This window comes from Pseudoduganella plicata (genome assembly GCF_004421005.1).
GTDB lineage: Bacteria > Pseudomonadota > Gammaproteobacteria > Burkholderiales > Burkholderiaceae_D > Rugamonas > Rugamonas plicata.
On the sequence record NZ_CP038026.1, the window covers coordinates 840,242 to 866,302 of the forward strand.

Consider the following 26,061-nt stretch of genomic DNA (forward strand, 5'->3'; position numbering starts at 1 on the left):
AGTCTAGCGAACCCGCGTAGCGACAACAAACCCCGCCAACGACAACAGCGACACCACCATGAACGCCCCCAGCAAGGCCGCCGGCGGCACGCCAGCGCCCAGCATGAATGCCGTCAGCAGCGGCCCGGCCGCGCGCCCCAGCAGCGCCGGCCCCGCCATGGCGCCGAAGATGGCGCCGTAGTGGCGACGGCCGAACAATACCTGCGGCACCGTGCCGCGCACGATCGTCAGCACGCCGTTGCTGGCCCCCAGCAGCACGCAGAACAGGCCGGCGGCCCACTGCTGGCGCGCCAGCAGCAGCATCGCCAGCAGGCCGGCGGGCAGCGCGGCGAAGGCGAGACGGCCGATGCGCTGCGGCGGCGCGTCCTGGAACCACACGCGCTCGACGATACGCCCTGCCACCTGTGCCGGCCCAATCAGCGCGGCCAAGCCGACCGCCAGTGCGGATTCATAGCCGAACTGGCGCAACAGCGGAATCAGGTGCACGGCCAGTGCCGAAAAGATCAGCATGTTAACGGCCAGCGCGATCGTCAGCGTCCAGAAGGACGGGTGCCGGACCGCCTCGCGCAACGTCATGTCCGCCCTGCCCGCCTCGGCGGCCGGCGGCGGCGCAGCGGCGGGCGTCGCGCGGGCGCCGTTCAGGCTGGCGTGCAGCGGCAGGCACAGCACTAGGTGCATGACGGCATACGCCATGCACGTGCCGCGCCAGCCCAACGCACCCTCCAGATGCATCGTCAGCGGCCAGAACAGCGTGCTGGCAAAGCCGCCGAACAACGTCAGCGTTGAAATCATCCGGCGCGAATCGATGCCGAAGTCGCGGTTCAGTGTTGCAAAGGCCGCTTCGTACAGGGTCAGCGCCATCGCCAGCCCCAGCACGGTCCACGCCAGCACGTACTGCCACAGCGTGCCCGTGGTGGCGAGCAGCAGCATGCCCGCCGCGGCAGCCAGCGAGCCCGCGCCCATCACGGCGCGGCCGCCGCGACGGTCCAGCAACGCGCCGGCCGGCGTGGCCGCCAGGCCCGAGACGATCAGGCTCCATGAATAGGCGCCGTAGATCACCGTCGGGTTCCAGTGCAGCTCGCTGCCCAGCGCGGGACCCAGGATCGCGATGCTGTAATACAGCGACCCCCACGACGCGATTTGCGTGCATGCCAGGATCGCCAGCGTCGCGCGCGGGCCCCTCGTTGCCGCTACCGCCCCAGTACCGCCGCCACGTCAGATGGTGTCGGCGGTGCCGCCGTCCACGCGCAGTGCGGCGCCGGTCGTGGCGGAGGCCTGCGGCGAGCAGACGTAGACGACCATGTTGGCGACCTCCTCCGGCAGCGCGACGCGCTGCAGGATCGAACTGGCACGGTGCTCGCGCACGAAGGCATTGGCCCGCTCCAGTGCCACCTCGGCGCTTTCGCCCGGAGCCACCATTTCCTGCACGCCTTCCGACAGGGTCGGCCCGGGCAGTACGCTGTTGACGGTGATGCCCGTGCCCGCCAGGCTTTTCGCCAGCCCGCGCGCGACGGCGAGGTTGGCCGTTTTCGTGAAGCCGTAATGGATCATGTCGGCCGGAATATTGATGGCGGACTCGGACGAGATGAAGACGATGCGGCCCCAGTTGCGCGCCTGCATCCCCGGCAGCCAAGCGCGGCTGGCACGCACGCCCGACATCACGTTGACTTCGAAGAAGCGGGTCCATTCGGCATCCGGGATCTCGGCAAACGGCTGCGGGCCGAAGATGCCGACGTTGTTGACGAGGATGTCGCAGTCCGGCTCCAGCGCCTTGAGGCGATCGAAGCCGGGTCCATCCCCCAGGTCCACCGCATGGCCGCGCACGGCGGCGCCCGGCACCTCGGCCGCCAGCCGGGCCAGTGCGCCGTCGACGTCGGCCTGCTTGCGTCCGGTGACGACGACGGCCGCGCCGGCACGTGCCAACCCCAGCGCGATGGCGAAGCCGATGCCCCGGGTGGAACCGGTGACAATGGCGGTTTTACCTGTCAGATCGATGCGCATGGTGTCTCCTTAGAAAGTGGCAAGAACGACACTTTAACGCGGCGGTGGCAAAGTTGCACGCAGTCGCCCGCGGCGGCCGCCCGGAGGGAATCCGCGGCAGCAACGGTCGCGCCAGCCGTGCGGTGGCGGCGCATCGCACGGCGGCGCGCCGTATCGGGTCCGGGCGCGCCGGCACGGCCTGCGGTGCCGCGCTGGTGGAAGTGCGGGGGACGATGCACTGCAAACGTGACGCAGGCCCGTGTGGCTGGCGACCGGCACCGCACCAGTGGCCCCCGCCACGTTCAGGAAAGTGGCGGCAGCAGGTTGGCGCAGATCCCGCCGCGGCGGAAGCAGTCCAGGTTGTCGAACGTGATGCTGGCGATCTCGCGCAGCGCCTCGATGGTGAAGAAGCCCTGGTGGCCCGTGATCAGTACGTTGGGGAACGTGACGAGCCGGCCGAAGACATCGTCGTCAATGATGTCGCCGGAGTGGTCGTGGAAGAACAGCGCGCTTTCCTGCTCGTAGACGTCGATGGCCAGTGCGCCCAGCTGGCGCGATTTCAGCGCCGCAATGACGGCGGGCGTGTCGATCAGGCCGCCGCGCGACGTGTTGACCAGCATCGCACCGCGTTTCATCGTTGCCAGCGTCGTCGCGTCGATCAGGTGGCGGGTGTCGTCCGTCAGCGGGCAATGCAGCGAGACGATGTCCGCCTCGGCCAGCAGCCGGTCCAGCGGCACCATCGTGCCCAGCGGCGCGAACGCGGGCGACGGGTACGGGTCGTAGCCGAGAACGCGGCAGCCGAACCCCTTCAGGATGCGCGCCGTCGCCAGGCCGATCTTGCCGGTGCCGACGATGCCGGCGGTCTTGCCGTGCAGGGTCATGCCCAGCAGCCCCTCCAGCGCGAAGTTACCTTCACGGACGCGCGCCCAGGCGCGGTGCGTATGCCGGTTCAGGGTCTGGATCATCGCCAGCGCGTGCTCGGCCACCGCTTCGGGCGAATACGCCGGCACCCGCGCGGCAAACATGCCGTAGCCGGCGGCCGCCTGCAGGTCGACATTGTTGAAGCCGGCGCAGCGCAGCAGCAGCGCGCGCACGCCCAGGCCGTGCAGTACCTCCAGCGTGGCCGCGTCCAGCACATCGTTGACGAACACGCAGACGGCCGTGCAGCCCTGCGCCAGGATCGCCGTCCCGGCATTGAGGGCCGTGGCGTGGTAGTGGAGCTCGACGTCGTCGTTGCGCGCGGCGCGCGCCTCGTCGAAGAAGCGCCGGTCGTAGGGCTGGCTCGAAAACATGGCCAGCTTCATCGGGCGCCCTCCGGCGCCGCGCCGGCGTTCCGCCCGAGCCAGTCGATGAACGCGGCCGGCGGCAGCGGCCGTGCATACAGATATCCCTGCGCCTCGTCGCAACCCACTGCGCGCACCACTGCCAGGGCCGCTTCCGTCTCGACGCCTTCGGCCACGACCCGGTGTCCCAGGTCGTGCGACAGCGTCACCATGGCCGCCACGAGTGCGCGGCGCCGCTCGTCGCGCTCGACGCCCCGGATGAAGCTCTGGTCGATTTTCACCACGTGGGCGGGAATCGTCTGCAGGTACGACAGGCTGCTGTAGCCGGTGCCGAAATCGTCGATGGCGATGCGCACCCCGCTGTCGTGCACGGCCTGCAGCATGCCGTGCACGGCGCTCAGGTTTTCCATCGCGGCCGTCTCCGTCACTTCCAGCTCCAGGCGGTCGGGCGGTACGCCGTGCCGCGCCAGGCGCAATGCGATGCCTTCCGCGAAGTCCGGTTCCAGCAGGTTCGGTGCGCAGACATTGACGGACAAGGTCAGGGCAGTGCCCGCTTCCTGCCACTGGCGCAGCTGGCGCAGCGCGGCGTCGAGCACCCACGCCGTGGCGGGCCGCGCCATCGACGTCTGTTCGACGATCGGCATGAATTCGCCGGGCGAAATTTCGCCCAGTTGCGGATGAGTCCAGCGCAGCAGCGCCTCGGCGCCCACGCAGCGCCCTGTCGCCAGATCCACGCGCGGATGGTAGACGAGGCGCAGCTGGGCCGGGTCCTCCAGCGCCCGCCCGAACTCATTGAGCAAGGTGAAGCGGCGGCGGTAGGCATCGTCCTGCTCGGGCGAATAGATGCCGATGTGTTCACCCGTGGAAAAGGCATCCTCGACGGCATTCTGGGCAATGCGCAGCACGTCCAGGCAGGCCATCTTGCCCAGCACGAACGGGGCGATGCCGACGGCGGGCGTCGTGACGAAGCGCGACGTCGACCACTGGTCGTAACCGTTCAGCCAGCGCCGCAGAAGCACGACGCATTCCTCTTCGCTCGTGCCGGGCGGTGCGATCATGACGAACTGCGTGGCGCCCAGCTGGTACATCTTTTCGCCGCGCGCGACGGCCGTGCGCAGCGAGCGCACCGATTCGGTCACGAGACTGTCCAGGTACGAGGACCCCATCACACGGGCGGCATTGGCCAGCTGCGCCGCACTGGCCAGGTTGATCAGCACGGCCAGTCGCCGCTCGCCCGCCGGCCGGTCCTTCTGCAGGTCGTCGAAATCGTCGATGAACTGGTTGCGGTTGGGCAGCCCGCTCATCGGATCGATGCGGCCCAGCGCATGCTGCAGTTCGATCTGCGCCATGACCATGGCCGCCAGGTCCGTCAGCGCGGCCTGTTCGGCAGGCGTCACCTGGCGTGGCTCCGTGCCCAGCACGCACATGGCCCCCAGGCAAAAGCCGTCGCGGGTCGTCAGCGGCGCGCCGGCGTAGAACCGCACCCCGCTGTGCGCGAGCGGACTGTCCTGGTAATACTCGTCCGCCAGCAGGTCCGGTACGATCAGCGTCGCGCTGTGATCGGCCACGCTGGCGCAAGGCGCGCGCATGCGTGGAATCGCCGTATGGTCGACGCCCACGCGCGACTTGAACCACTGCCGGTCGCTGTCCGTCAGCGAGACGGCCGCGATGGGCAGGTTGAACAGCTGTGCCGCCATGCGCGTGATCCGGTCGAACGCTTCGCTGGGCGGCGTGTCCAGCAGGTCGAGCCGGCGCAGCGCGTCCAGCCGTGCCGCTTCATTCATATATGCCATGGTTCTGTTCTCTTGACGGGCGAAGCACGAAATGCCACTGCCGGCCCATTTTACGCGGCCAGGCGGCGCCGCGCACAGGCCGGCGGCTAGCTGTGCGCTAGTTACCACACATAAACACACATTTCTACGTGACCATTCAATAACGCTACAACACCAGCCTCAGCACTACGACATCGTCCGCGCGCGCGGCCGTGAAGCCGAGCTCCCGTGCCAGCCGCAACATGCGCACATTATCGGGCAGCACGGTGCCGCCCAGCTCCGCCAGTCCCTGCGCGCGGCAATAGTCGATCAGGCACGTCATCAGCATGCGGCCGAGGCCGTGCCGTTTCAGGTCGCTGCGCACGGTGACGGCAAATTCGCCGCGAATATTGTCCGGGTCGGCGACGACCCGGGCCACGCCCAGCGTCTCGGCCGTGCCCGATGCCATGGTGCGCGACGCGATGATTGCCATTTCGCGAGCGTAATCGATTTGCGTGAAGCGGGCCAGCTGCGCCGGCGACAGTTCGCGCAGCGCGGCGAACAGGCGGAAATGCACGTCCTCGGCCGACAGTGCGGCAAAAAACGCCACGTGCGCGGGGCCGTCCTCGGGTCGCACCGGGCGGATCACTACGTCCTCGCCCTCCCACGGCACGCGGCGCTCCAGATGGTCGGGGTATGGCAGGATGGCCAGCCGCGCCAGCGGATCGGCGCCGGCGGCGACGGGCGCCAGCCGGACACGGGCGTCCAGCGCAATGACGCCGCCGCTGTCGGCCAGCAGCGGATTGATGTCCAGCTCAGCCAGCTCGGGCAGGTCGGCGGCCATCTGGCCAATGCGCACGAGGGCGTCGCACAGCGCCTCCATGTGGACCGGCGGACGGTCGCGGTAGCCCGCCAGCAGCCGCGCCACCCGGGTACGGCTGACCAGGTCCGCCGCCAGCACGCGGTTCAGTGGCGGCAATGCGATGGCCTGGTCGGCTGTCACCTCGACCGCCAGGCCGCCCTGGCCGAACAGGACCACGGGGCCGAACACGGGATCGGTCGAGATACCGACGATCAGCTCCACCGCGCCGGGACGCCGCACCATCGTCTGCACCGTATAGCCGTCGATGCGCGCACCCGGCTGGCGCTCGGCCAGCCGTTCGGGGATATCGGACAGCGCCTGGCGCAGCGCATCCGAATTGTCGATGTCGAGCACGACGCCGCCAACGTCGGATTTATGCACGACATCCGGCGACAGCAGCTTGACGGCGACCGGATAGCCGATCCGTGCAGCCGCGTCGAGGGCATCGTCCGCCGTCGCCGCCACCACCGTTTGCGCCACCGGGATGCCGTAGGCGGCCAGCAGGGTCTTGCTGTCGGCCTCGCCCACCCGCGTGGCGCCGCGCGCCAGCAGCTTGGCCACCTGGACGCGCGCGCCGGCACGGTCGACGACACCGCCCGGCAGCGCCGGCGGCACCTGCATCAGCAGTTCCTGGTTGCGACGGTACTGCAGCAACTGCAGGAAACCCTGCACCGCGCCTTCCGGCGTGTCGAACACGGGCAGGCCGGCGTCGTGGCACAGGCGGCGCGCCGTCGCCACGCTGTCCCCGCCCAGCCAGCAGGTCAGCACGGGTCGCGTGGCCGTGCGCAGCAGCGGCAGCAGCAGTTCGGCGATGGCGGCGCTGGGGACGATGGCGGTCGGCGCGTGCAGCAGCAGCACGGCGTCGACTTCCGGCGCGCCCTGCAGCACGGCCAGTGCGTCGCGGTAGCGCTCCGGCGGCGCGTCGCCGATGATGTCGACGGGATTGCCGTTGGACCACGTGGTCGGCAGCACGGCGGCCAGTGCCTCGCGCGTGGCGGGCGTCAAGGTTGCCAGCGTGCCGCCGCCGGCGATCAGCGCATCGGTCGCCATCACGCCGGCGCCGCCGCCATTCGTGACGATGGCCAGGCGCGGACCGCGCAGCGCGCGCGGCCGCGCCAGCACGGCGACCGCGTCGAACAGTGCTTCCGTTGTCAGCACGCGCAGCATGCCGGTGCGGCGCAGTGCGGCGTCGTACACCAGATCGGCGCCGGCCAGCGCGCCCGTGTGGCTGAACGCGGCGTGGGCGGCTTCAAGCGAGCGGCCAGCCTTGACGATCAACGTTGGCTTGCCGCGCGCCGCGCTGCGGGCCGCGGACATGAACTTGCGCGCGTGCCTGATGCTTTCGACGTACAGCAGGATGGCATCGGTGCCGGGGTCGCCGGCCAGGTAGTCCAGCAGGTCGCCAACGTCGACGTCGCTGCCATCGCCCAGCGAGACAAAGCTGGAAAAGCCGATGCCGCGCGTGCGTGCCCAGTCCAGCACTGTCGTCACCAGCGCGCCGGACTGCGAGACGAACGCCAGCCGTCCCGGCAGCGCGCCGGTCGGCGCGAAACTGGCGTTCAGGCCGATGCCCGGCACCAGCATGCCCAGGCAGTTCGGGCCTAGGATGCGCAGCAGGTGCGGCTTGGCGGCGTCCAGGGCGGCCTGGCGCAGCGCGCCATCCAGCCCGGCGCTGAGCACGATCACGGCGCGCGTGCCGAGGGCGCCGAGCTGGCCGACCAGGTCGGGCACGGTCGCGGCAGGCGTGCAGATGACGGCCAGGTCGGGCGCAGCCGGCAAGGCGGGCACGTTTGGGTAGACGGGCCGGCCCGCCAGTGTGGTGTGTCTGGGATTGACGGCGTAGATGGCACCATGGAAGCCGCCGTCGAGGAGATTGCGGTAGACGGTCGCGCCGACGCTGTGCGCGCGGTTTGACGCGCCGATGACGGCAACGGAACCGGGCTGGAACAGGTATTGCAAGTTACGGATCGTCATCCGTGTCTCCTTGATGGGTCATTGACCGATATCAAAGAGTAGCCAGAAAGGCAGCGCGCACGATTGATGCAAATCAAAATTGGCAGTTTCGCACCCCGCGATTTCAGCGACTACCTCACCGACTATTTCACTGACTGCCTCACCGACTACTTCACCCGCTGCTTCTCCAGCTTGCGCGCCAGGGTGCGCCGGTGCATGCCGAGGCGCCGGGCCGCTTCCGAGATATTGAATTCCGTTTCCGCCAGCACGGCGTGGATGTGCTCCCACTCCAGCGTCTTGACGGACGTGGCGCGACCTGTCAGTTCCACCTCGGAACTGCCGGCCACGTGCTCGAACGCCGCCTCGATATCGTCCGTGTTGGACGGTTTCGCCAGATACTGGCAGGCGCCCAGCTTGACGGCCTCGACGGCTGTATTGATGCTGGCATAGCCCGTCAGCACGACGATCAGCATCGTCGGGTCGTGCTGATGCAGCATCTGCACGCAGGCCAGGCCGGACGAATTGCCTTTGAGCTTCAGGTCGACGACGGCATGGCCCGGCTCGCCCGGCGCCAGCCCGGGCAGCAGCGCGGCGGCCTCGTCGACGTTTGCCGCGTGCAGCACGCGGTAGCCGCGCCGCTCGAACGAGCGGCCAAGGGTGCGCGCAAACGCTTCGTCGTCCTCGACGATCATCAGGGTGCGCTGGGCATCCGCTTCAGTCATGCAAACTTTCCTTGTCCAGTGCCAGCGACGGCAGCGGCAGCCGGATCGTCACTTCCGCTCCGCCCTGCGCCAGGTTGCGTGCCGCCACCGTACCACCCAGTGTGCGCGCCACGTTCACCACGAGGAACAGTCCCAGGCCGCTGCCGGGCCGCCCCTTGGTGGAATTATACGGTTTGCCGATCTGTGCCAGCACCCCGCTGTCGAAGCCCGGGCCGCGGTCCGTTACGCGCAGAATCAGGTGGCCGTCCTCGCGTGACGCTTCCAGCGCCACCCATGCGGGCGACGCTTCGCGTGCGTTGTCGAGCACATTGCAGACCATCTGTTTGAGCGTTTCGTCGAACACGACGGGCAAGTCCGCGCCAAAGCGGTTGTCGTACTGGAAGGCGGCCACGGGCCGGCTGGCCTGCCATTCGCGCGCCAGCTCGTCGAGGAACGTGCACAAGGTCGTGCGGGCCGACGACTCGCCGCGGGTCTCGCCGGCCGACAGCAGGATGCCGCTGACAATCGCCTTGCAGCGTTTGAGCTGCGCCTGCATCTCGCCGATCTCTTCGAGCAGTTCCGGATTGCGGGCAAATTCGGGCATGCGTTTCCAGTCGCCCAGGATGACGGACAAGGTCGCCAGTGGCGTGCCTAGTTCGTGCGCAGCGCCCGAAGCGAGCAGGCCCATGCGCACCACGTGCTCCTCTTCGATGGCGCGCTGGCGCAGATGGGCCAGCTGGGCATCGCCCGCGCGCAGGTTGGCGGTGATGCGGGTGATGAAGAACACCAGCAGCCCGGCAATGAGCATGAAGCAGATCAGGAGGCCCTGCACGTACAGCGACTCGATGCCACGCTCATGGTCGAGCGCGAGGGGCAGCGGCAGATAGTAGCGCGACAGTCCCGCCAGGCAGACCACGGTGACCAGCACGAACGTCCACGCGTACGTGGGCCGCAGCAGCACGGCCGACAGGATGACCTGCAGCAGATAGAGGAAGGCAAACGGGTTGGTGGCGCCGCCGGACAGGTACAGCAGGGAGGTCAGGATGGCGACGTCCACCAGCAGCGCCATGAACAGCTCGGTGTTGCGGACGTAGCGCACTTCATGCCAGCGCAGGTGGCTGGCCAGGTTGAAGGCGATCAGGCAGGCCAGCACCTGCAGCATGGGCACCAGCGGCAGGCGGATGCCGTAGACCAGGTTGGCCCCGGCAATCGTGGCCACCTGGCCGATCACGGCCAGCCAGCGCAGCTGGATCAGCTGCATCATGTTCTTGTGGCCGGCCATGAATTCAACGCCGGCCGCGGCGATGCCTTCGCGCCCGTAGCGCCGTCGTTCCGTTACCTCGGTGCTGTCCGACATCTGTGTTCCCTCGTCTTGCGGCGTTCGTAACGCAGGACGAGATAATAGCCGCCCGCGACCATTGCCGCCAGAGCGAACCAGGTCAGCGCATACACGAGGTGGTTATTGGGAAAGTCGATGACGGTCAGGCCGCCGACGGGCTGTTCGCCGGCGTCGCGCGGATATTCCTGGCCGGCTGGCGCGTCGATGAAGTACGGCGCCGCATTCGCCAAGCCGCGCGCGGCCGCGATGACGGGCACGTCGCGCACGTACCAGCGGTCGTGTTGCGGGTCGTTTTCGCGCAGGATGCGGCCCTTCGGTTCGGGCATGCGCAGCAGTCCGGTGACGTCGGCGCGGGGGCCGGACGCACCTGCGCACGGCTCGGGACCGGCCTTCGGCGGCGCCGGGCGATTGAGGTCGCCCGCCTGCATCGGCACGAAGCCGCGGTTGATGAAGACAATATGACCCTCGTCCGTGCAAAGGGGCGTCATCAGCCAGAAGCCGATGCCCTTCGCGGTGGTGGTCTGGACGCGGGTGGTGAGATCGTAGAGGAACTTGCCGGCGACCCGCACGCGGCGGTATTCATCCGACTCCGCACTCACGCGGGCCCACTGCTGCGGGCCCGGCGGTGCGACAGGTGCTGCATGCACGCGCCCGTCGACGCGCTCGATCAGGTCAAGCTTCCATTGCAGTCGCTTGACCTGCCATGTGCCCAGTGCGGCGAACAGGCAGAACGCCAGTACCGCGCAGACAGCCAGGACAATCTTTCCTCCGGAGTTGCTGCGCGGTGCCGTCATTACATGTCGTGCATTTGTTGCGGGGTATGCATTTCCATGACCGGCATCATGTTGGCGTTCATGTGGTACATGACCCAGATCGAACCTGCCAGCGTGATGACGACGATGATGATCGTGAAGATCAGGGCCAGCATGTTCCAGCCGCCCTCGGACTTCGAGTTCATGTGCAGGAAATAGACCATGTGCACGACCATCTGCACGGCCGCGAAGCCGAGAATGACGTACGCGGTCGTGGCCGGGCTTTCGATCACGTGGTTCATGACCAGCCAGAACGGGATCGCCGTCAGGATCACCGACAGCACGAAGCCGATCACGTAATCCTTCATCGAGCCGTGCACGGCGGAACCGTCGGCGTGGTCGTGGCCATGGTCGTCGTGACCGTCGTGCCCGTGACCGTGGTGGTGATTGTGGTCGCTCATGGCAGCACTCCCATCAGGTAGACAAAGGTAAACACGCCGATCCAGATCACGTCCAGGAAGTGCCAGAACAGCGACAGGCAGTTCAGGCGGCGCATATTGGCCGCGTGCAGGCCATGCTTCGAGATCTGCACCATCAGCGTCACGAGCCAGATGGCGCCGAACGTGACGTGCAGGCCGTGGGTGCCGACCAGCGCGAAGAACGACGTCAGGAAGGCCGAACGCTGCGGACCTGCACCTTCGTGAATCAGGTGCATGAACTCATAGATCTCGACGCCAAGGAACGCCAGGCCGAACAGGCCCGTGACGCCCAGCCACAGCAACGTGCCGGACTTGTTCTTCACTTTGGCCTGCAGCATCGCGAAGCCGTACGTGATCGACGAGAACAGCAGGAACGCGGTATTGAGCGCGATCAGCTTCAGGTCGAACAGTTCGGCGCCCGACGGGCCGCCGGCATAGTTGCGACCGAGCACGGCATAGGTCGCAAACAGGCAGGCGAAGATGAGGCAATCGCTCATCAGGTAAATCCAGAAACCCAGGATCGTGCCGTGTTCCGGATGGTGCTCGCGCACGATATAGCGCGAGCTCGGGTCGGCGCTCACCGCGCCGGCGGAGGTTACGTTAATGTCAGACATGGCTTCCCAGCAAAGCGGTGTGGCGTTCTTCGGTACGGGTGACTTCTTCCGCCGAGATATAGAAATCGCGCTTGTAGTTGAACGTGTGGACGATGATCGCGACCATCATGGCGATGAACGCCAGGCCGGCCAGTGCCCACATGTGCCAGATCGTTGCGAAGCCCACCACCATCGACAGTGCCGCGATGATGAAGCCCGCACCGGTGTTGGCCGGCATGTGGATCGCCACGAAGTCCTTCAGTGGACGCGCATAGCCGTTCTTCTTCATGTCGGCCCAGCTGTCGTTGTCGTGCACGACCGGGGTAAACGCGAAGTTGTAGTCCGGCGGTGGCGACGACGTCGACCATTCCAGCGTACGGCCGCCCCATGGGTCGCCCGTCACGTCGCGCAGCTGCTTGCGGCGCATGAACGACACGGCGAACTGGATCAGCATCGCGCCAATACCGATGGCGATCATCGCCACGCCGACGGCGGCGATCTGGAAGTACGGCGCCAGCGAAGGATCTTCGATGTGGTTCAGACGACGGGTGACACCCATGAAGCCCAGTGCGTACACCGGCATCCAGGCGATATAGAAGCCAATGACCCAGAACCAGAACGAGACCTTGCCCCAGAATACGTCGAGCTTGAAGCCGAACGCTTTCGGGAACCAGTAGTTGATACCGGCGAACAGACCGAACAGCACGCCGCCAATGATGACGTTGTGGAAGTGCGCGATCAGGAACAGCGAATTGTGCAGCACGAAGTCGGCCGGCGGAATCGCCAGCATGACACCCGTCATGCCGCCGATCGTGAACGTGACCATGAAGGCGACGGTCCACATCATCGGCAGTTCGAAGCGGATGCGGCCGCGGTACATCGTGAACAGCCAGTTGAACAGCTTGGCGCCCGTCGGGATCGAGATGATCATTGTCGTGATGCCGAAGAACGAGTTCACCGAGGCGCCGGAGCCCATCGTGAAGAAGTGGTGCAGCCAGACCAGGTACGACAGGATCATGATGACGCAGGTTGCGTACACCATCGACGTGTAGCCGAACAGGCGCTTGGAGCAGTACGTCGACACGACTTCCGAGAAGATGCCGAAGCACGGCAGGATCAGGATGTACACCTCCGGGTGGCCCCAGATCCAGATCAGGTTCACGTACATCATGGCGTTGCCGCCCAGCTCGTTCGTGAAGAAGTGCGTACCCAGCAGGCGGTCCATCGACAGCATGCCCAGCACGGCCGTCAGCACGGGGAACGCGGCGACGATCAGGATGTTGGTGCACAGTGCGGTCCACGTGAACACCGGCATCTTCATCATGTCCATGCCGGGGGCACGCATCTTGACGATCGTGACGAGCAGGTTCACGCCGGACAACAGTGTCCCTACCCCGGCAATCTGCAATGACCAGATGTAGTAGTCCACCCCCACGTCGGGCGACGCCAGGATGCCGGACAGCGGCGGGAAGGCCAGCCAGCCGGTACGGGCGAATTCGCCGACGAACAGCGAGGCCATGACCAGCACGGCGCCCATCGTCGTCATCCAGAACGAGAAGTTGTTCAGGAACGGGAACGCCACGTCGCGCGCGCCGATCTGCAGCGGCACGACGTAGTTCATCAGGCCGGTAATGAGCGGCATCGCCACGAAGAAGATCATGATCACGCCGTGGGCGGTGAAGACCTGGTCGTAGTGGTGCGGCGGCAGGAAGCCGGCATTGTCGCCAAAGGCGATGGCTTGCTGGGCACGCATCATCATCGCGTCGGCAAAGCCGCGCAGCAGCATGATCAGGCCCAGGATCATGTACATGATGCCGATTTTCTTGTGGTCGATACTGGTGATCCAGTTCTTCCACAGATGACCCCAGACGCGGAAGTACGTCAGGGCGGCAACCAGGGCGATACCGCCCAGGGCAACTCCGGCGAAGGTGGCGAGCAGGATCGGTTCATGGAACGGAATCGCTTCCCAGCTCAGCCTGCCGAAGATCGGATCGGTTTCAGTTGGATACGCTTGCATTGTCGGTCTTCATGGAAATGGTGGGCTTGTCGGCAGGCGTCGTGCATACCTCGGCACCCAGTTGTGCCACCCGTGCGACTTCGCCCGGATTGGCTTTCTTGCCTGCTTCGTGTTGCGCTTTTTTCAGCGCCGCGGCGGCGGCGTTGCGGCGCTGGTCTTCATGCATCGTCTCGGCCATGCACTTCGTGCCTGGCTCGACGCAAAGGTTGACGATTGCGCTGTACAGCGTCGGGTCCACGGCGCCGTAGCGGCGCACGGGGTCCTTCTCGCTCGGCTTGGCCAGCTGGACGTAGTCCGTGCGGGTCAGTTCGCCGCCGCCGGCCTTGGTCTTTGCCACCCACGCGTCGAAGTCGCCCTGCGGCATCGCATGGTACTTGAAGCGCATGTGCGAGAAGCCGGCACCGCTGTAGTTCGACGAGAAGCCGTCGTACGTGCCCGATTTGTTCATGACGGCGTTCAGCTGCGTTTCCATCGCCGGCATTGCATAGATCATGCCTGCCATTGCGGGAATATAGAACGCGTTCATGACCGACGATGCGGTGATCTTGAACTTGATGGGACGGTCCACCGGCGTGACCAGTTCATTGACCGTCGCGACACCCTGCTCCGGATAGATGAACAGCCATTTCCAGTCCAGCGCGACGACTTCCACCGTCATCGGCGTGACGCCGGCGGGGATCGGACGCTTCTCGTCCAGGCGCTGCAGCGGACGGTACGGATCGAGCAGGTGGGTGCTGATCCAGGTGATCAGGCCCAGCACGATGATCAGCAGCAGCGGCACACCCCAGATGACCAGTTCCAGTTTGGTGGAGTGGTCCCAGTCGGGCGCATAGGTAGCCTTGGTATTGCTTTGGCGATAACGCCAGGCAAAATACAGCGTGAGGAAAATAACGGGAACGACGATCAGCAGCATCAGGTAAACAGACACCATTACCAGATGAGCCTGCTGCGCCGCGATATCACCGGACGGATTCAACACCACCGTATTGCAGCCGGTGAGCCACAACAGGGGGAGAAGCATCAGTCCGCTGCGAACTTTTGATGTTTTCATTAAGTTATGTGCGCTACAGAGGATTGGGAACATGTTACTGTACCGTCACAGGCATGCGGAATGGAATTGGACACTTTGTCCCACCCCCGGTGTCAAATCCGGCGATGTCGACCTGGTGTCCGGCTGTTGTAGTCCGTAGTGGCGGCGCATTTTGCTAAGCTCATCTGCAAAGACTGTGAACACATGACATGAAAGACAAATATGGCAACGACAACTTTTGACGGCAACATCCCAGGCCAACCATCGGTCCCCCGGATTATCAGCCAAGTCCCACGAGTGACGGCGCACGCAACATTAATGCAAGGGACGGCGAAATCCACCCCGGCGAAATCGCCGTCGGCGTGGTCATCGGCCGCGCCTCCGAATATTTCGACTTCTTTGTCTACGCCATCGCTTCGGTGCTGGTCTTCCCGTCGCTGTTCTTCCCGTTCGACGACCGGCTCGACGCCGTCCTGTACTCCTTTGTCATCTTCTCCTTTGCCTTTATCGCCCGCCCGTTCGGCACCGTGCTGTTCATGTGGCTGCAGCGGCGCTACTCGCGCGAAGGCAAGCTGACGGCCGCCCTGTTCCTGCTGGGGATTTCCACGGTCGGTATCGCCTTCCTGCCGTCGTACGCCGATGCCGGCAACACGGGCATCGTCCTGCTGGCCCTGTTCCGTATCGGCCAGGGCGTGGCACAGGGCGGTTCATGGGATGGCCTGCCGTCGCTGCTGGCACTGAATGCGCCGCACAACAAGCGCGGCTGGTACGCCATGCTGGGCCAGCTGGGCGCGCCGGTCGGCTTCATCATCGCCGCAGGCATCTTCGCCTACATGATCGCCAACTTGTCCGGCCTGGACTTCCTGGCGTGGGGCTGGCGTTTCCCGTTCTTCGTGGCGTTCGCCATTAACGTTGTCGCGTTGTTCGCCCGCCTGCGCCTGGTCTCGACGCCGGAATATGCGCGCCTGCTGGACGAACGCGAACTGGAGCCTGTCGGCCTGTCCGAGCTGTCCCACACGCAGGGCCGCAATATCATCATCGGCGCGTTGGCCGCGCTGGCCAGCTACGCCCTGTTCCACCTGGTGACCGTGTTCCCGCTGTCGTGGGTGCAGCTGTACTCGAACCGCGCGCTGGACGACTTCCTCGTGCTGCAAATGTGGGGCGCGGCGCTGGCGATCGTCGGCACCGTCGCTTCCGGCCTGATCGCGGACCGCTTCGGCCGCCGCACCACGCTCGGCACGCTGGCGGCGCTGATCGCCGTATTCTCGGGCTTCGTGCCGACACTGATGCAGGGCGGCGAGACGGGCCAGAACATCTTCATCCTGGTCGGCTTCGCACTGCTGGGTCTGTCGTATGGCCAGGCTGCCGGCGCCGTGACGGCGAACTTCGCGCCCCGCCACCGCTACACTGGCGCTGCGCTCACGTCGGACCTGTCGTGGCTCGTCGGCGCCGCATTCGCTCCGCTGGTCGCGCTGGGGCTGTCGGCGAACTTCGGCCTGGGCTATGTCAGCCTGTACCTGCTGTCCGGCGCCGTGGGCTCGCTGGCGGCACTGTCGCTGAACCGGGCACTGGAAATCCGCGACTGATGTGCCAAAGCCAGGCCGCGCCGCGGCCTGGCTCCCGACTTTGACAGCCGGGCAGGAGCACTCCTGCCCGCTGCGCGCTCTACCGGCAGTCTCGGGAAGCTTTCACCGCTGGAACATCGAGATCGTTCCCGTGCCGTTGGCTTGCGTCTGCGCTCCCCCTCCCTGCAGGCCGCATGTCCGAACGCCTGGACTGCCACGGACCGCTTTGCCACCGCGTAAGGCAGAGCGCGCGGATGACGTTGCCCCTGGTCCGCTCCGTTCAATGTTCCGGCCTGGCGCCTCCGCCCCGCGCCTCCATCGCCGTTGCACGCACCTGCCCCCAAGTGGGCAACGGCGCGTACGCGTCAGGGAGCGAAGGGGCCGATCCGACGTGCGAACCGATGTTCATTTGCCCGCGCCACCATTTACTGCGCGCAGGCGTTGCGCCGTAGCGACAATTGCGCCGACCGTCCGAACCCTTGGACCCGCGTCGCGCCCGCCGTCCAACTTCTTGGACCAATCGTTTTGCGTGCGATGCAAAAACCTCATCCAAACAACCACTTAGCATCCTGACAAGCTCAGGCACGGCGCTTGCTATATGGGATCCACCTCCGCGGTGGCTCACCGCGGTTTCGATAATACGGAGACTGCAATGCAGAAGAAGCGCCCTCTTACCCTGTACATCCTGCTGGCGATGCTGCTCGGCATCGCGGTTGGCTATGCGTGCCATACCGCTTATCCGGACAAGGCCGCCAGCGCGACGATTTCCGGCCATATCTCGCTGGTGACGGACATCTTCCTGCGCCTGATCAAGATGATCATCGCGCTCCTGGTATTTTCGACGCTGACGACCGGCATCGCCAATCTGGCCGACGGCAAGGCCGCCGGGCGCATCGGCGCGAAGGCCTTTGCCTGGTTCGTGCTCGCTTCGCTTGTCTCGTTGGCCCTGGGCATGGCGCTGTCGAACCTGTTGCAGCTGGGTGCCCGGCTGGACTTGCCGCTGCCGCCCGTGGATGCCAGCACGGGCCTGAAGACCGCCGCCTTCACGCTGAAGGACTTCATCACGCACGTGGTGCCGAAGTCGCCTATCGAGGCGATGGCCAATAACGAAATCCTGCAGGTGCTGGTGTTTTCCATTTTCTTCGGCTCCGCCCTTGGCGCATTGGGCGAGTCGGGCAAGCGCCTGGTCGCGGTGGTGGACGAGCTGGCCCAGGTGATGTTGCGCATGACCGGCAGCATCATGACCATGGCCCCGCTGGCCGTGTTTGCGGCCATGGCATCGGTCGTTACCACCAACGGTCTTGGCATCCTGCTGACCTTTGCCAAGTTCATGGGCGGCTTCTACCTGGGCCTTTTCTGCCTGTGGCTGCTGCTGATCGGCGCCGGCTTCCTCGTGCTGGGCTCGCGCGTGTTCCGCCTGGTCGGGCTGATCCGCGAGCCGTTCCTGCTGGCGTTCTCCACGGCCAGTTCCGAAGCGGCCTATCCCAAGCTGCTGGTGGCGCTCGACAAATTCGGCGTTCAGCGCCGCATCTCCAGCTTTGTGCTGCCGATGGGCTACTCGTTCAACCTGGACGGCTCGATGATGTACTGCACGTTCGCCGTGCTCTTTATCGCCCAGGCCTATGGCATCGACCTGTCGCTGGGCACGCAGATCAGCATGCTGCTGCTCCTGATGCTGACGTCGAAGGGGATGGCCGGCGTGCCGCGTGCCTCCCTGGTGGTGATCGCCGCCACCCTGACCCAATTTCATATCCCCGAGGCTGGCCTGTTGCTGCTGATGGGGGTCGACCAGTTCCTCGACATGGGCCGCTCGGCCACCAATGCCGTCGGCAATGCCGTGGCGACCGCCGTGGTCGCCAAGTGGGAAGGCGCGCTGGAGGATCCCGCCAGCGCCCAAACCAGGCAACACGACGCCCAAGCTGCGTAAGCAATAACGATACACCTAGGAGACCCGATGAAATACGTAATCACCGCGGCACTGGCCATGACCGCCGCGGCCGCTCAAGCACAATCCCAAGTCCACATCTACGGCGTCGCGGATGCGGGCCTCGTGGCCGAATACGGCACCCCGGCGGGCAGCAGCCCCGCGATCGGCAGCGGCCTCGCTTCCGGCTCGCGGCTGGGCTTCAAGGGAACCGAAGACCTGGGCAATGGCTTGTCCGCCGTCTTTGTACTGGAAGGCGGCTACAACATCGATACCGGCGCGACCGGCCAGGGCGGCCTGCGCTTCGGCCGCCAGGCGTTCGTCGGCCTGCGCGGCGCGTTCGGCAGCATCACCGTCGGCCGCCAGTATTCGCCTTACTATCGCGCCATCCGCGACGTGGCCGATCCCTTCGAGGACGGCCTGGCGGGCCAGGCGACGAACGTCATGGCCGGCAATCACCGCATGGACAATGCCGTCCTCTACACCACCCCCGAACGCGCCGGCTGGTCGGCCGAGGTGGCCTACGGCGCGGGCGAGGTTCCCGAGCTGGACGTGGGCAAGCACCGCAAGCGTGTCTTCAGCGGCGTGTTGAGCTACGCGCCGGGACCGCTGGTCGTCATGCTGGGCCATCACCGCCGCGAAGACGCGCTTGCGCCGGATCATGCCCGCAACACGATCCTGGCGGCCCGCTACACGCTGGGCGCCGTGAGCGCGCATGCCGCCTTCGTCCGCAGCCGTGACCTGGCCGGCGCGCGCAGCCGCGATGCGCTGCTCGGCCTGACGTGGAAGCATGGGCCGCACCGCGTGCTGCTGTCGGCGGTGCAGCGGGACGACCGCTCGGCCGCCCGGCGCGACGCCCGCCAGTACGGCGCCGGCTACCTGTACGGCCTGGCGCCACGTACCGATCTGTATGCCGCTTACGGCCATATCGACAACGACAACGGCGCCGTGTTCACGGTCGGCAACGCCACCGACAGCGGCAGCGGCAACGCCGCCCTCAACCTCGGTATCCGGCACTGCTTCTGAGGCGAACGCGCGATTTGTTATAGTGGCGCCGATGTCGATCCCGCCTGAACCCCCCATCGGCCAGCCCAACGAGGCGCCGGCCGCCCTGCCGCATGCGCGGGCCCGCCGCCTCGCCCATCTGGCCTGGATTGCCGTCCTGGCCGGGGCGATCGCGCTGGGGTGGACCGCTTACTGGTGGACCGAGCGGATCAGCATCGACCGGCTTCGCGCGGCCGGTGCCCAGCGGCTGGAACTGTATGCGGCCAGCCTGCAGAACCTGCTGGACAAGTACGATTTCCTTCCTCACATGCTGGAGCTGGACAAGAACGTGCTGGCCCTGCTCGAACACCCCGGCGACATGGCGCGGCGCCTCGACGTCAACACCTACCTCGAGCGTCTGTCGGGCCAGGCCGGCTCCCGCATCATCTACATCGTCGACCTGCAAGGCCGCACCCTGGCAGCAAGCAACTGGCGCCAGAAGGACAGCTTCGTGGGCGACGACATCCGCTTCCGGCCCTACCTGCAGAATGCGCTGAGCGGGCACCCGAGCGGCTTCTACGGCGTCGGCACGACCAGCGGCGAGCCCGGCTACTTCTACGCGCGCGGCGTCTACCGCGACGGGCGCATGCTCGGTGTCGCGGTCGTCAAGGTCAACATCGAGGAGCAGGAGCGCGGCTGGGTGCAGGGCGCGGACAAGGTCATGCTGGCCGACGCCAACGGCGTGCTGTTCCTGTCCTCCGCGCCCGCCTGGAAGTATCATACGCTGCGCCCGCTCTCCGACAGCGTGCGCGCCGGCCTGGCGCAAACCCGCCAGTACCACGGCCTGGCGCTACCCCCGCTGCCGATCCGCGACGAACGGGCATACGTCGACGGCACGCGCGTGATCACGATCGGCGCCGCCAACGGCAGCGAGGCCAGGGGCACGATCACGCCGCCTCTGCTGGTGCAGGCGCGGTCTCTGGCGCCGCGGCAGTGGACGTTCCTGTACGTGTCCGATCTGAGCCAGGCGCGCGCCAACGCCCGCGCGGCCGTGCTGTTTGCCTGGGTGGCGTATGGCTTCCTGACGCTGCTGTTCCTGTATCTGCGCCAGCGCCTGCAGGCCAAGGAGCAGCTGCAGGCGGCTTACAACCAGCTGGAGCTGAAGGTGGCCGAGCGTACCGCGCGGCTGGCGCGGACCACGCAGTGGCTGACCGACGAGGCGGAGGTACGGCGCCGGGCCGAACAGCAGCTGCACCGCACGCAGAACGAGCTGTACCAGGCGGGCAAGATGGCGGCGCTGGGCCAGATGTCGGCCAGCATTACCCATGAGCTGAACCAGCCGCTGACGGCGCTGCGCACGATGTCCGACAATGCCATGCTGCTGTTCGAGCGGGGCCGCGTCGACGAAGCCCGGCAAAACCTGGCAAGGATCTCGCAGGTGGTGGCGCGCATGGGCACCATCACCGGCAAGCTGAAAAGTTTCGCGCGCAAGTCCAATGCAGAGCTCGGGCCCGTCTCCGTCCACACGGCGATCGCCAACACGCTGGTGCTGGTGGAACGGCGCCTGCAACTGGACAAGGTAGCGTTCACGCTGGACATCAGCCAGGGCGACGTCTATGCGCTGTGCGACAGCAACCGGCTGGAACAGGTGCTGCTCAACCTGATGAGCAATGCGCTGGATGCCCTGGGCACACTGGCGCGCGACGTGCCGCGCGAGCTGACGGTCCGCGTGACCGATGCGGGAGAGGTCGTCTCGATCCGCGTCGCCGACAACGGGCCCGGCCTCACGGACGAGGCGCGCGAACGGCTGTTCCAGCCCTTCTTCACGACCAAGCCGCAGGGCGAAGGCCTGGGCCTTGGCCTGGCCATCTCCGAACAGATCGTGCGCGACTTCGGGGGCAGCCTGCGCAGCGAGGATACCGATACCGGCGCCTGCTTCGTCATCGCGCTGCAGGCTGCGGCGGTCGACAAACCGGATGGATCAAACGGATGAATAAAGCGGATGGATGAGATTGAGATTATATTGGTCGAGGACGACCCGGCCGTGCGCGAGGGCAGCGCCCAGGCGCTCGATCTTGCCGGTTTCAACGTGCGCAGTTTCGACAGTGCGGAGCCGGCACACGAGCTGCTGTGTCCCCACCGCCCCTGCGTGCTGGTCAGCGACGTGCGCCTGCCCGGCATGGGCGGCCTGGAGTTACTGCAGGCGGCGCGCGCCGTCGATCCCGACCTGCCCGTGATTCTCGTGACGGGCCACGGCGACATCGCAATGGCGGTACAGGCCATGCGCGACGGCGCCTACGATTTTCTCGAGAAGCCCTATTCTTCCGACCAGCTGGCGGACGTGGTGCGGCGCGCGGTCGACAAGCGGCGGCTGCAGCTGGAAGTGCAGGCGTTGCGCCAGCGCCTGGCACACAGCCAGGGCATCGACGCCGCACTCCTGGGCAATACGGCCGCCATGCGCGACCTGCGCCGCCTGATCCTGGAGGTGGCCAGCCAGCCGGCGGACGTGCTGGTCTACGGCGAAACGGGGACCGGCAAGGAGCTGGTGGCGCGTTGCCTGCACCGGTTCAGCGAGCGCGCACGGCACCACTATGTCGCCGTCAATTGCGGCGCCATTCCGGAGACGATCTTCGAAAGCGAATTGTTCGGCCACGAAGCGGGTGCGTTCACGGGCGCCGCCAGGCGCCAGGTCGGCAAGATCGAGCATGCGTCCGACGGCACGCTGTTCCTGGACGAGATCGAGAGCCTGCCGCCGCCGTTGCAGGTCAAGCTGCTGCGGGTGCTGCAGGAGCGCTATATCGAGCGCCTGGGCTCCGTGCAGCCGGTACCGGTGGACGTGCGCGTCGTCGCCGCGGCCAAGGTCGACCTGCGCGAGCTGGTGGACCAGGGGCAATTCCGGGCCGACCTGTACTACCGCCTGAACCTGATCGTGCTGCGCATCCCGCCGCTGCGCGAGCGGCGCGACGACATCCCCCTGCTGTTCGAACACTTCATGCTTGACGCGGCCAGCCGCTACCGCCGCGACGTGCCGGCGCTGCCGCCGGCCCACCGGCAGGTTCTGCTGCGGCACGACTGGCCCGGCAACGTGCGCGAGCTGCGCAATGCGGCCGACCGCTACGTGCTCGGCCTGCCCGGCGCCCTGCCAGGCGAGGCGGGCGTCAGCGCTGCGCCGGCCACGCCAGCCTCGCTGTCGGACCAGGTCAGCGCGTTCGAACGCGCCCTGATCGACACCGCGCTGCGCGAGGCGGGCGGCAATGTCAGCGCGGCCTGCGCGTCGCTGGCGGTACCGAAGCAGACCCTGTACCACAAGATGCAGAAGTACGGACTGGCGGCCGAACACTACCGCTGATTCGGCTACCCGCGACGCGCCGGCCTGGTGTCCCGGCCGGGACCGCGCCAGGTGCCCCCCCGTGGGGCACTCCGCGCCAGTACGGTCGGGTGAGCATTCTATTGACCGAGCAGCACCGCCGCTTCTCGCTCCGGCACAGGCCGGCTGCAGAGAAAGCCCTGGATCTCGTCGCAACCCTCCTCCTTCAGGTAGGCCAGCTGGTCCTCCGTTTCGACCCCTTCGGCGATGATCCGGAACGACAGGCTGTGTCCCAGGGCGATGATGGAGCGGACGATGGCGGCGCCGGGTGGGTCCGACAGCATGTCGCGCACGAAACTCTGGTCGATCTTCAGATAGTCGATGGGGAAGCGGCGCAGGTAGTTCAGGCTGGAATAACCCGTACCGAAATCGTCGATCGACAGGCAGATGCCCATCGCCTTGAGCTGGCTCATGGCGGCGATGACGACATCGACGTTGTGCATCATGACGCTTTCCGTCAGCTCCAGCTCCAGCCAGCGCGGTTCCAGGCCGCTGGCGTCCAGCGCATTCTGCACTTCCTGCACGAAGGCGGCATGGCGGAACTGGCGCGCCGACACATTCACGGCCACCGGCACGGGCGCCAGCCCGGCCTGCTGCCATGCCACCGCCTGCAGGCAGGCCGTCTTCAGCACCCATTCGCCGATTTCCACGATCCGGCCCGTCTCCTCGGCCACACTGATGAAGCGCACGGGCGAGACCAGACCCAGTTCCGGATGCTGCCAGCGCAGCAGCGCCTCCAGCCCGACGACGCGGCCGCTGACACAGTCCACGCGCGGCTGGAAATACAGCAGGAACTCGTTGCGCACCAGCGCATGGCGCAGGTGGCCTTCGATCAGCGTGCGCTCCGTGACGCGGTCGTTCATCTCGGCCGTGTAGAACTGCAGCTGGTTGCGCCCGCCGTCCTTGGCGCGGTACAGCGCGATATCGGCATGCTTGAACAGGCCCGATCCCGTCTCGCCGTCGCGCGGGTAGACGGCCACGCCCATGCTGCATGTCAGGGCCAGGTCGTGCGCGCCCAGGCGCATCGGTGCGCTGACCGCTTCGAGAATCGCCTGCACGGTGCGCGGCGACAGGCCGGCGCCGGGCTGGTCCGGCAGCAGCAGGATGAATTCGTCGCCGCCCAGGCGCGCCACCGTGTCGGAGTCGCGCAGCGCCGCGCGCAGCCGTTCGCCCACCGTCTGCAGCAGGCTGTCGCCCACGGCATGGCCCAGCGTGTCGTTGATCAGCTTGAAGTTGTCAAGGTCGAGCACGACCACCCACAGCTGGTTGCGGTAGCGCGCCGCGTAGCTGATCGCCTGGTCGAGCCGGTCGCGGAACAGGTTGCGGTTCGGCAGTCCGGTGAGCGCATCGTGGGTGGACTGGTGTTCCAGGTCCTTCTGGTAGCGCATCGTTTCGGTGATGTCGTTGATGACCCCGACCCAATGGGTGACGCGGCCGCCGCTGTCCTGCACCGGCGCGATATGCAGCTGGTTCCAGAACTGCGAGCCGTTCTTGCGGTAGTTGCGCAGCACGACGGTCGCCTCGCGGCTCGTCTGCAGCGCCTCGCGCAGCATGAACAAGCCCTCCTGCTCGCGGTCGTCGCCCTGCAGGAAGCGGCAGTCCTGGTTCATCACTTCTGCCAGGTCGTAGCCCGAGATGCGGGCAAACGCGGGATTGGCGTAGACGATGATATTCTGCCGGTTGACCTGGCGCGTGATGACGATGGCGTTGACGCTGGCATCCAGCGCCCTGCTCTGCAGCCGCAGTGTCTCCTCGGCCTTGCGGCGCGCCGTGATGTCCTCCAGCGTGCCCAGCATGCCGATGATCGTCCCCTCCTGTCCGTACAGTGGCAGCTTGTTGACCAGGTAGCGGCGCTGCTTGCCGTCCGGTCCGGTCAGCGTGTCCTCGCGGTCGAGCAGTGGGTGGCCCGTCGTGACCACCATGCGGTCCTCGGCGGCCAGCCGCTGCGCCTGGCGCCGCCAGACCAGGTGCTCGTCGCTCTTGCCGACCACTTCCTGCGGGTCGTCCAGCCCGGCCGCCTCGGCAAATACACGATTGCAACCGAGGTAGTTCAGTGCCAGGTCCTTCCAGTAGACCTGGTGCGGCATCGTGTCCACCAGACTGCGGTACAGCTGTTCGGAGCGGTGCAGCGCCCGTTTCGTGGCCTGCTGGGCCGTAACGTCGTGGGCAAACACCAGCCGGGCCCGGTGGCCCTGATAATTGACGGCATGCGACGAGATGCGCACGGCGATGGGCGTGCCGTCGCGTTTCAGGTGGGTCCAGACGCCGGACGACTGCGGCATCCTGGGCTCCGTCGACGCCAGATCCGCCTCCAGGCGCGCACACTCGTCGCGCGGCCGGATGTCGCGGATCGTCATGTGCAGGAACTCGTCCGTCGTATAGCCGTAGTGCCGGCAGGCGGCCGCGTTCACGCGCAGGAAGCGCAAGGTGTCGATATCGTAGATCCACATCGGCTGCGGATGATCCTGGAACAGGTCGCCAAAGCGCGCCAGGATGCGGGGCGCGGGCAATTGCTGGGCACGCCCGTGTACGGGGAGGCCTTTCCTTCGGTTCGCGGCGGCACGGTATTGGCCTTTCATGCGTGTCCCCTCATGCGACTCCCCGGCAGTGGTCTACGTGATAACTATATCCCAGGTGCACGGCGCTGTCGCGAATCGGGTGCACCCACGCGCGTGCGATGCGGCTTCGCAACAAAACAGCGTGGAGGATGCCATTTGGTCATGCCGCGCCCTGCGCCGACACGCCGTTGCGCCATTTTCCTACGTCAGCCGGCGCGCGAGCGACTTACCATGAGTCGTTGCCAGCCAAAGGAGAAGAAGATGTTTTCACTGAACAAGCTCAGCCCGACGATTACCGACATGATCCGCTTCGACCACTCGCACACGCTGGTGACGTTCCACCAGTACACGACGACGAAGAAACCGAAGGTAAAAAAAGCGCTGGCGGAAACGATCTGCACCGCGCTGGAAATCCATGCGACGCTGGAAGAGGAAATCTTCTACCCCGCCATGCGCCAGCTGGAAGGCTCCGATCCGACAATGCTGAAATCGGAACCGGAGCATAACGAGATGCGCCGCGTCATCGCCGCGCTGCGCGCCACCGACGGCGCCGACCCGCGCCACGATCAGCTCATCCATGAACTGATGCGCGACGTGATGCATCACGTGGCCGACGAGGAAACCGTATTGCTGCCGGATGCGGAACGCCTGATGACGCAGGAACGCATGAGCGAACTGGGGGTGCAGATGACGAAGCGCCGCATGCAGCTGGTGACGCCGCAGGCGGGCAAGATCGCGCGCGACACTGCCGTCGGCTTCTCCGGCAGCACGGCGGCGATGGTGGTGGGCGTAGCCGGGGCAGCGTTCGCGGCCAGCAAACTGCTGGGCAAGAAACCCGCCCACGCGTAACCCGGGATGAGACCGGGGTGCAGGAGCGATGGCAGGTATGCCACCACGCCTCCCTGACCCCGGATCTTTCGCGC

Annotated in this window: 19 protein-coding genes; 6 read left to right on the forward strand and 13 right to left on the reverse strand. The window is 66.5% G+C overall.

What is annotated here, in order from left to right; all coding sequences use genetic code 11:
• Positions 1-3: 3 nt before the first annotated feature.
• The 12 genes from E1742_RS03530 to cyoA all read right to left on the reverse strand — a co-directional run bounded on the left by E1742_RS03530 (position 4) and on the right by cyoA (position 14,761).
• Entirely contained in the window at positions 4-1,164 is a 1,161-nt protein-coding gene (locus E1742_RS03530; RefSeq protein WP_134383575.1) for an MFS transporter, read from the reverse strand.
• Between the two features lie 51 nt (positions 1,165-1,215).
• Positions 1,216-2,001: an SDR family NAD(P)-dependent oxidoreductase gene (locus E1742_RS03535; protein WP_134383576.1), complete on the reverse strand. Its 786-nt coding sequence runs from the start codon at positions 1,999-2,001 to the stop codon at positions 1,216-1,218.
• A gap of 281 nt (positions 2,002-2,282) precedes the next feature.
• A complete protein-coding gene (locus tag E1742_RS03540; RefSeq protein WP_134383577.1) occupies positions 2,283-3,284 on the reverse strand; it encodes a 2-hydroxyacid dehydrogenase in 1,002 nt (333 codons plus the stop codon).
• Entirely contained in the window at positions 3,281-5,056 is a 1,776-nt protein-coding gene (locus E1742_RS03545; protein WP_134383578.1) for a putative bifunctional diguanylate cyclase/phosphodiesterase, read from the reverse strand. The genes E1742_RS03540 and E1742_RS03545 overlap by 4 nt, the downstream gene beginning before the upstream one ends.
• 145 nt (positions 5,057-5,201) lie before the next feature.
• On the reverse strand, positions 5,202-7,850 hold the full coding sequence (locus tag E1742_RS03550) for a bifunctional acetate--CoA ligase family protein/GNAT family N-acetyltransferase (protein ID WP_134383579.1): 2,649 nt from the start codon (positions 7,848-7,850) through the stop codon (positions 5,202-5,204).
• A 146-nt stretch (positions 7,851-7,996) separates the two neighbouring features.
• Positions 7,997-8,551, reverse strand: a complete 555-nt coding sequence (locus tag E1742_RS03555; protein WP_134383580.1) for a response regulator transcription factor — start codon at positions 8,549-8,551, stop codon at positions 7,997-7,999.
• Positions 8,544-9,887, reverse strand: coding sequence for an ATP-binding protein (locus E1742_RS03560; RefSeq protein WP_134383581.1), 1,344 nt, complete (start codon positions 9,885-9,887; stop codon positions 8,544-8,546). The genes E1742_RS03555 and E1742_RS03560 overlap by 8 nt, the downstream gene beginning before the upstream one ends.
• Entirely contained in the window at positions 9,866-10,663 is a 798-nt protein-coding gene (locus E1742_RS03565; protein WP_134383582.1) for an SURF1 family protein, read from the reverse strand. Before E1742_RS03565 ends, E1742_RS03560 begins: the two co-directional genes overlap by 22 nt.
• Positions 10,663-11,082 (reverse strand): cytochrome o ubiquinol oxidase subunit IV, encoded by a 420-nt coding sequence (cyoD, locus tag E1742_RS03570; protein ID WP_134383583.1) that lies wholly within the window; start codon positions 11,080-11,082, stop codon positions 10,663-10,665. Before cyoD ends, E1742_RS03565 begins: the two co-directional genes overlap by 1 nt.
• The gene (cyoC, locus tag E1742_RS03575) at positions 11,079-11,714 is read right to left on the reverse strand and encodes a cytochrome o ubiquinol oxidase subunit III (protein WP_134383584.1); all 636 of its coding nucleotides are present in this window, start codon (positions 11,712-11,714) and stop codon (positions 11,079-11,081) included. Before cyoC ends, cyoD begins: the two co-directional genes overlap by 4 nt.
• Positions 11,707-13,710 carry a cytochrome o ubiquinol oxidase subunit I gene (gene cyoB / locus E1742_RS03580; RefSeq protein ID WP_134383585.1) on the reverse strand — a complete coding sequence of 668 codons (2,004 nt, stop codon included), beginning with the start codon at positions 13,708-13,710 and terminating at the stop codon, positions 11,707-11,709. The genes cyoC and cyoB overlap by 8 nt, the downstream gene beginning before the upstream one ends.
• On the reverse strand, positions 13,691-14,761 hold the full coding sequence (gene cyoA / locus E1742_RS03585; RefSeq protein ID WP_134383586.1) for a ubiquinol oxidase subunit II: 1,071 nt from the start codon (positions 14,759-14,761) through the stop codon (positions 13,691-13,693). The genes cyoB and cyoA overlap by 20 nt, the downstream gene beginning before the upstream one ends.
• Positions 14,762-15,003: 242 nt before the next feature.
• On the opposite strand from cyoA, the gene E1742_RS03590 reads away from it, so the two are divergent.
• From E1742_RS03590 to E1742_RS03610, 5 genes are all read left to right on the forward strand, one after another.
• On the forward strand, positions 15,004-16,326 hold the full coding sequence (locus E1742_RS03590; protein WP_134383587.1) for an MFS transporter: 1,323 nt from the start codon (positions 15,004-15,006) through the stop codon (positions 16,324-16,326).
• A 631-nt stretch (positions 16,327-16,957) separates the two neighbouring features.
• Entirely contained in the window at positions 16,958-18,232 is a 1,275-nt protein-coding gene (locus E1742_RS03595; protein WP_134383588.1) for a dicarboxylate/amino acid:cation symporter, read from the forward strand.
• Positions 18,233-18,259: 27 nt separating this feature from the next.
• Entirely contained in the window at positions 18,260-19,255 is a 996-nt protein-coding gene (locus tag E1742_RS03600; protein WP_134383589.1) for a porin, read from the forward strand.
• Between the two features lie 31 nt (positions 19,256-19,286).
• Entirely contained in the window at positions 19,287-21,206 is a 1,920-nt protein-coding gene (locus E1742_RS03605) for a sensor histidine kinase (RefSeq protein WP_134383590.1), read from the forward strand.
• Between the two features lie 9 nt (positions 21,207-21,215).
• Entirely contained in the window at positions 21,216-22,562 is a 1,347-nt protein-coding gene (locus tag E1742_RS03610) for a sigma-54-dependent transcriptional regulator (protein ID WP_134383591.1), read from the forward strand.
• A gap of 98 nt (positions 22,563-22,660) precedes the next feature.
• Here the strand turns inward: E1742_RS03610 and E1742_RS03615 are convergent, their stop codons facing one another.
• Positions 22,661-25,159 carry a sensor domain-containing protein gene (locus E1742_RS03615; RefSeq protein ID WP_134383592.1) on the reverse strand — a complete coding sequence of 833 codons (2,499 nt, stop codon included), beginning with the start codon at positions 25,157-25,159 and terminating at the stop codon, positions 22,661-22,663.
• A gap of 240 nt (positions 25,160-25,399) precedes the next feature.
• Here E1742_RS03615 and E1742_RS03620 point away from each other — a divergent pair, with 240 nt between their 5' ends.
• Positions 25,400-25,987 carry a hemerythrin domain-containing protein gene (locus tag E1742_RS03620; RefSeq protein WP_134383593.1) on the forward strand — a complete coding sequence of 196 codons (588 nt, stop codon included), beginning with the start codon at positions 25,400-25,402 and terminating at the stop codon, positions 25,985-25,987.
• Positions 25,988-26,061: the final 74 nt, after the last annotated feature.

What these genes read in the sequence shown, in the direction of transcription:
- cyoD (WP_134383583.1), bottom strand. Translation starts at nt 11,082, where the DNA reads ATGAGCGACCACAATCACCACCACGGTCACGGGCACGACGGTCACGAC.
- E1742_RS03610 (WP_134383591.1), top strand. Translation starts at nt 21,216, where the DNA reads ATGGATGAGATTGAGATTATATTGGTCGAGGACGACCCGGCCGTGCGC.
- cyoB (WP_134383585.1), bottom strand. Translation starts at nt 13,710, where the DNA reads ATGCAAGCGTATCCAACTGAAACCGATCCGATCTTCGGCAGGCTGAGC.
- E1742_RS03550 (WP_134383579.1), bottom strand. Translation starts at nt 7,850, where the DNA reads ATGACGATCCGTAACTTGCAATACCTGTTCCAGCCCGGTTCCGTTGCC.
- E1742_RS03605 (WP_134383590.1), top strand. Translation starts at nt 19,287, where the DNA reads ATGTCGATCCCGCCTGAACCCCCCATCGGCCAGCCCAACGAGGCGCCG.
- E1742_RS03595 (WP_134383588.1), top strand. Translation starts at nt 16,958, where the DNA reads ATGCAGAAGAAGCGCCCTCTTACCCTGTACATCCTGCTGGCGATGCTG.
- E1742_RS03565 (WP_134383582.1), bottom strand. Translation starts at nt 10,663, where the DNA reads ATGACGGCACCGCGCAGCAACTCCGGAGGAAAGATTGTCCTGGCTGTC.
- cyoA (WP_134383586.1), bottom strand. Translation starts at nt 14,761, where the DNA reads ATGAAAACATCAAAAGTTCGCAGCGGACTGATGCTTCTCCCCCTGTTG.
- E1742_RS03560 (WP_134383581.1), bottom strand. Translation starts at nt 9,887, where the DNA reads ATGTCGGACAGCACCGAGGTAACGGAACGACGGCGCTACGGGCGCGAA.
- cyoC (WP_134383584.1), bottom strand. Translation starts at nt 11,714, where the DNA reads ATGTCTGACATTAACGTAACCTCCGCCGGCGCGGTGAGCGCCGACCCG.
- E1742_RS03545 (WP_134383578.1), bottom strand. Translation starts at nt 5,056, where the DNA reads ATGGCATATATGAATGAAGCGGCACGGCTGGACGCGCTGCGCCGGCTC.
- E1742_RS03615 (WP_134383592.1), bottom strand. Translation starts at nt 25,159, where the DNA reads ATGAAAGGCCAATACCGTGCCGCCGCGAACCGAAGGAAAGGCCTCCCC.
- E1742_RS03540 (WP_134383577.1), bottom strand. Translation starts at nt 3,284, where the DNA reads ATGAAGCTGGCCATGTTTTCGAGCCAGCCCTACGACCGGCGCTTCTTC.
- E1742_RS03555 (WP_134383580.1), bottom strand. Translation starts at nt 8,551, where the DNA reads ATGACTGAAGCGGATGCCCAGCGCACCCTGATGATCGTCGAGGACGAC.
- E1742_RS03600 (WP_134383589.1), top strand. Translation starts at nt 18,260, where the DNA reads ATGAAATACGTAATCACCGCGGCACTGGCCATGACCGCCGCGGCCGCT.
- E1742_RS03535 (WP_134383576.1), bottom strand. Translation starts at nt 2,001, where the DNA reads ATGCGCATCGATCTGACAGGTAAAACCGCCATTGTCACCGGTTCCACC.
- E1742_RS03620 (WP_134383593.1), top strand. Translation starts at nt 25,400, where the DNA reads ATGTTTTCACTGAACAAGCTCAGCCCGACGATTACCGACATGATCCGC.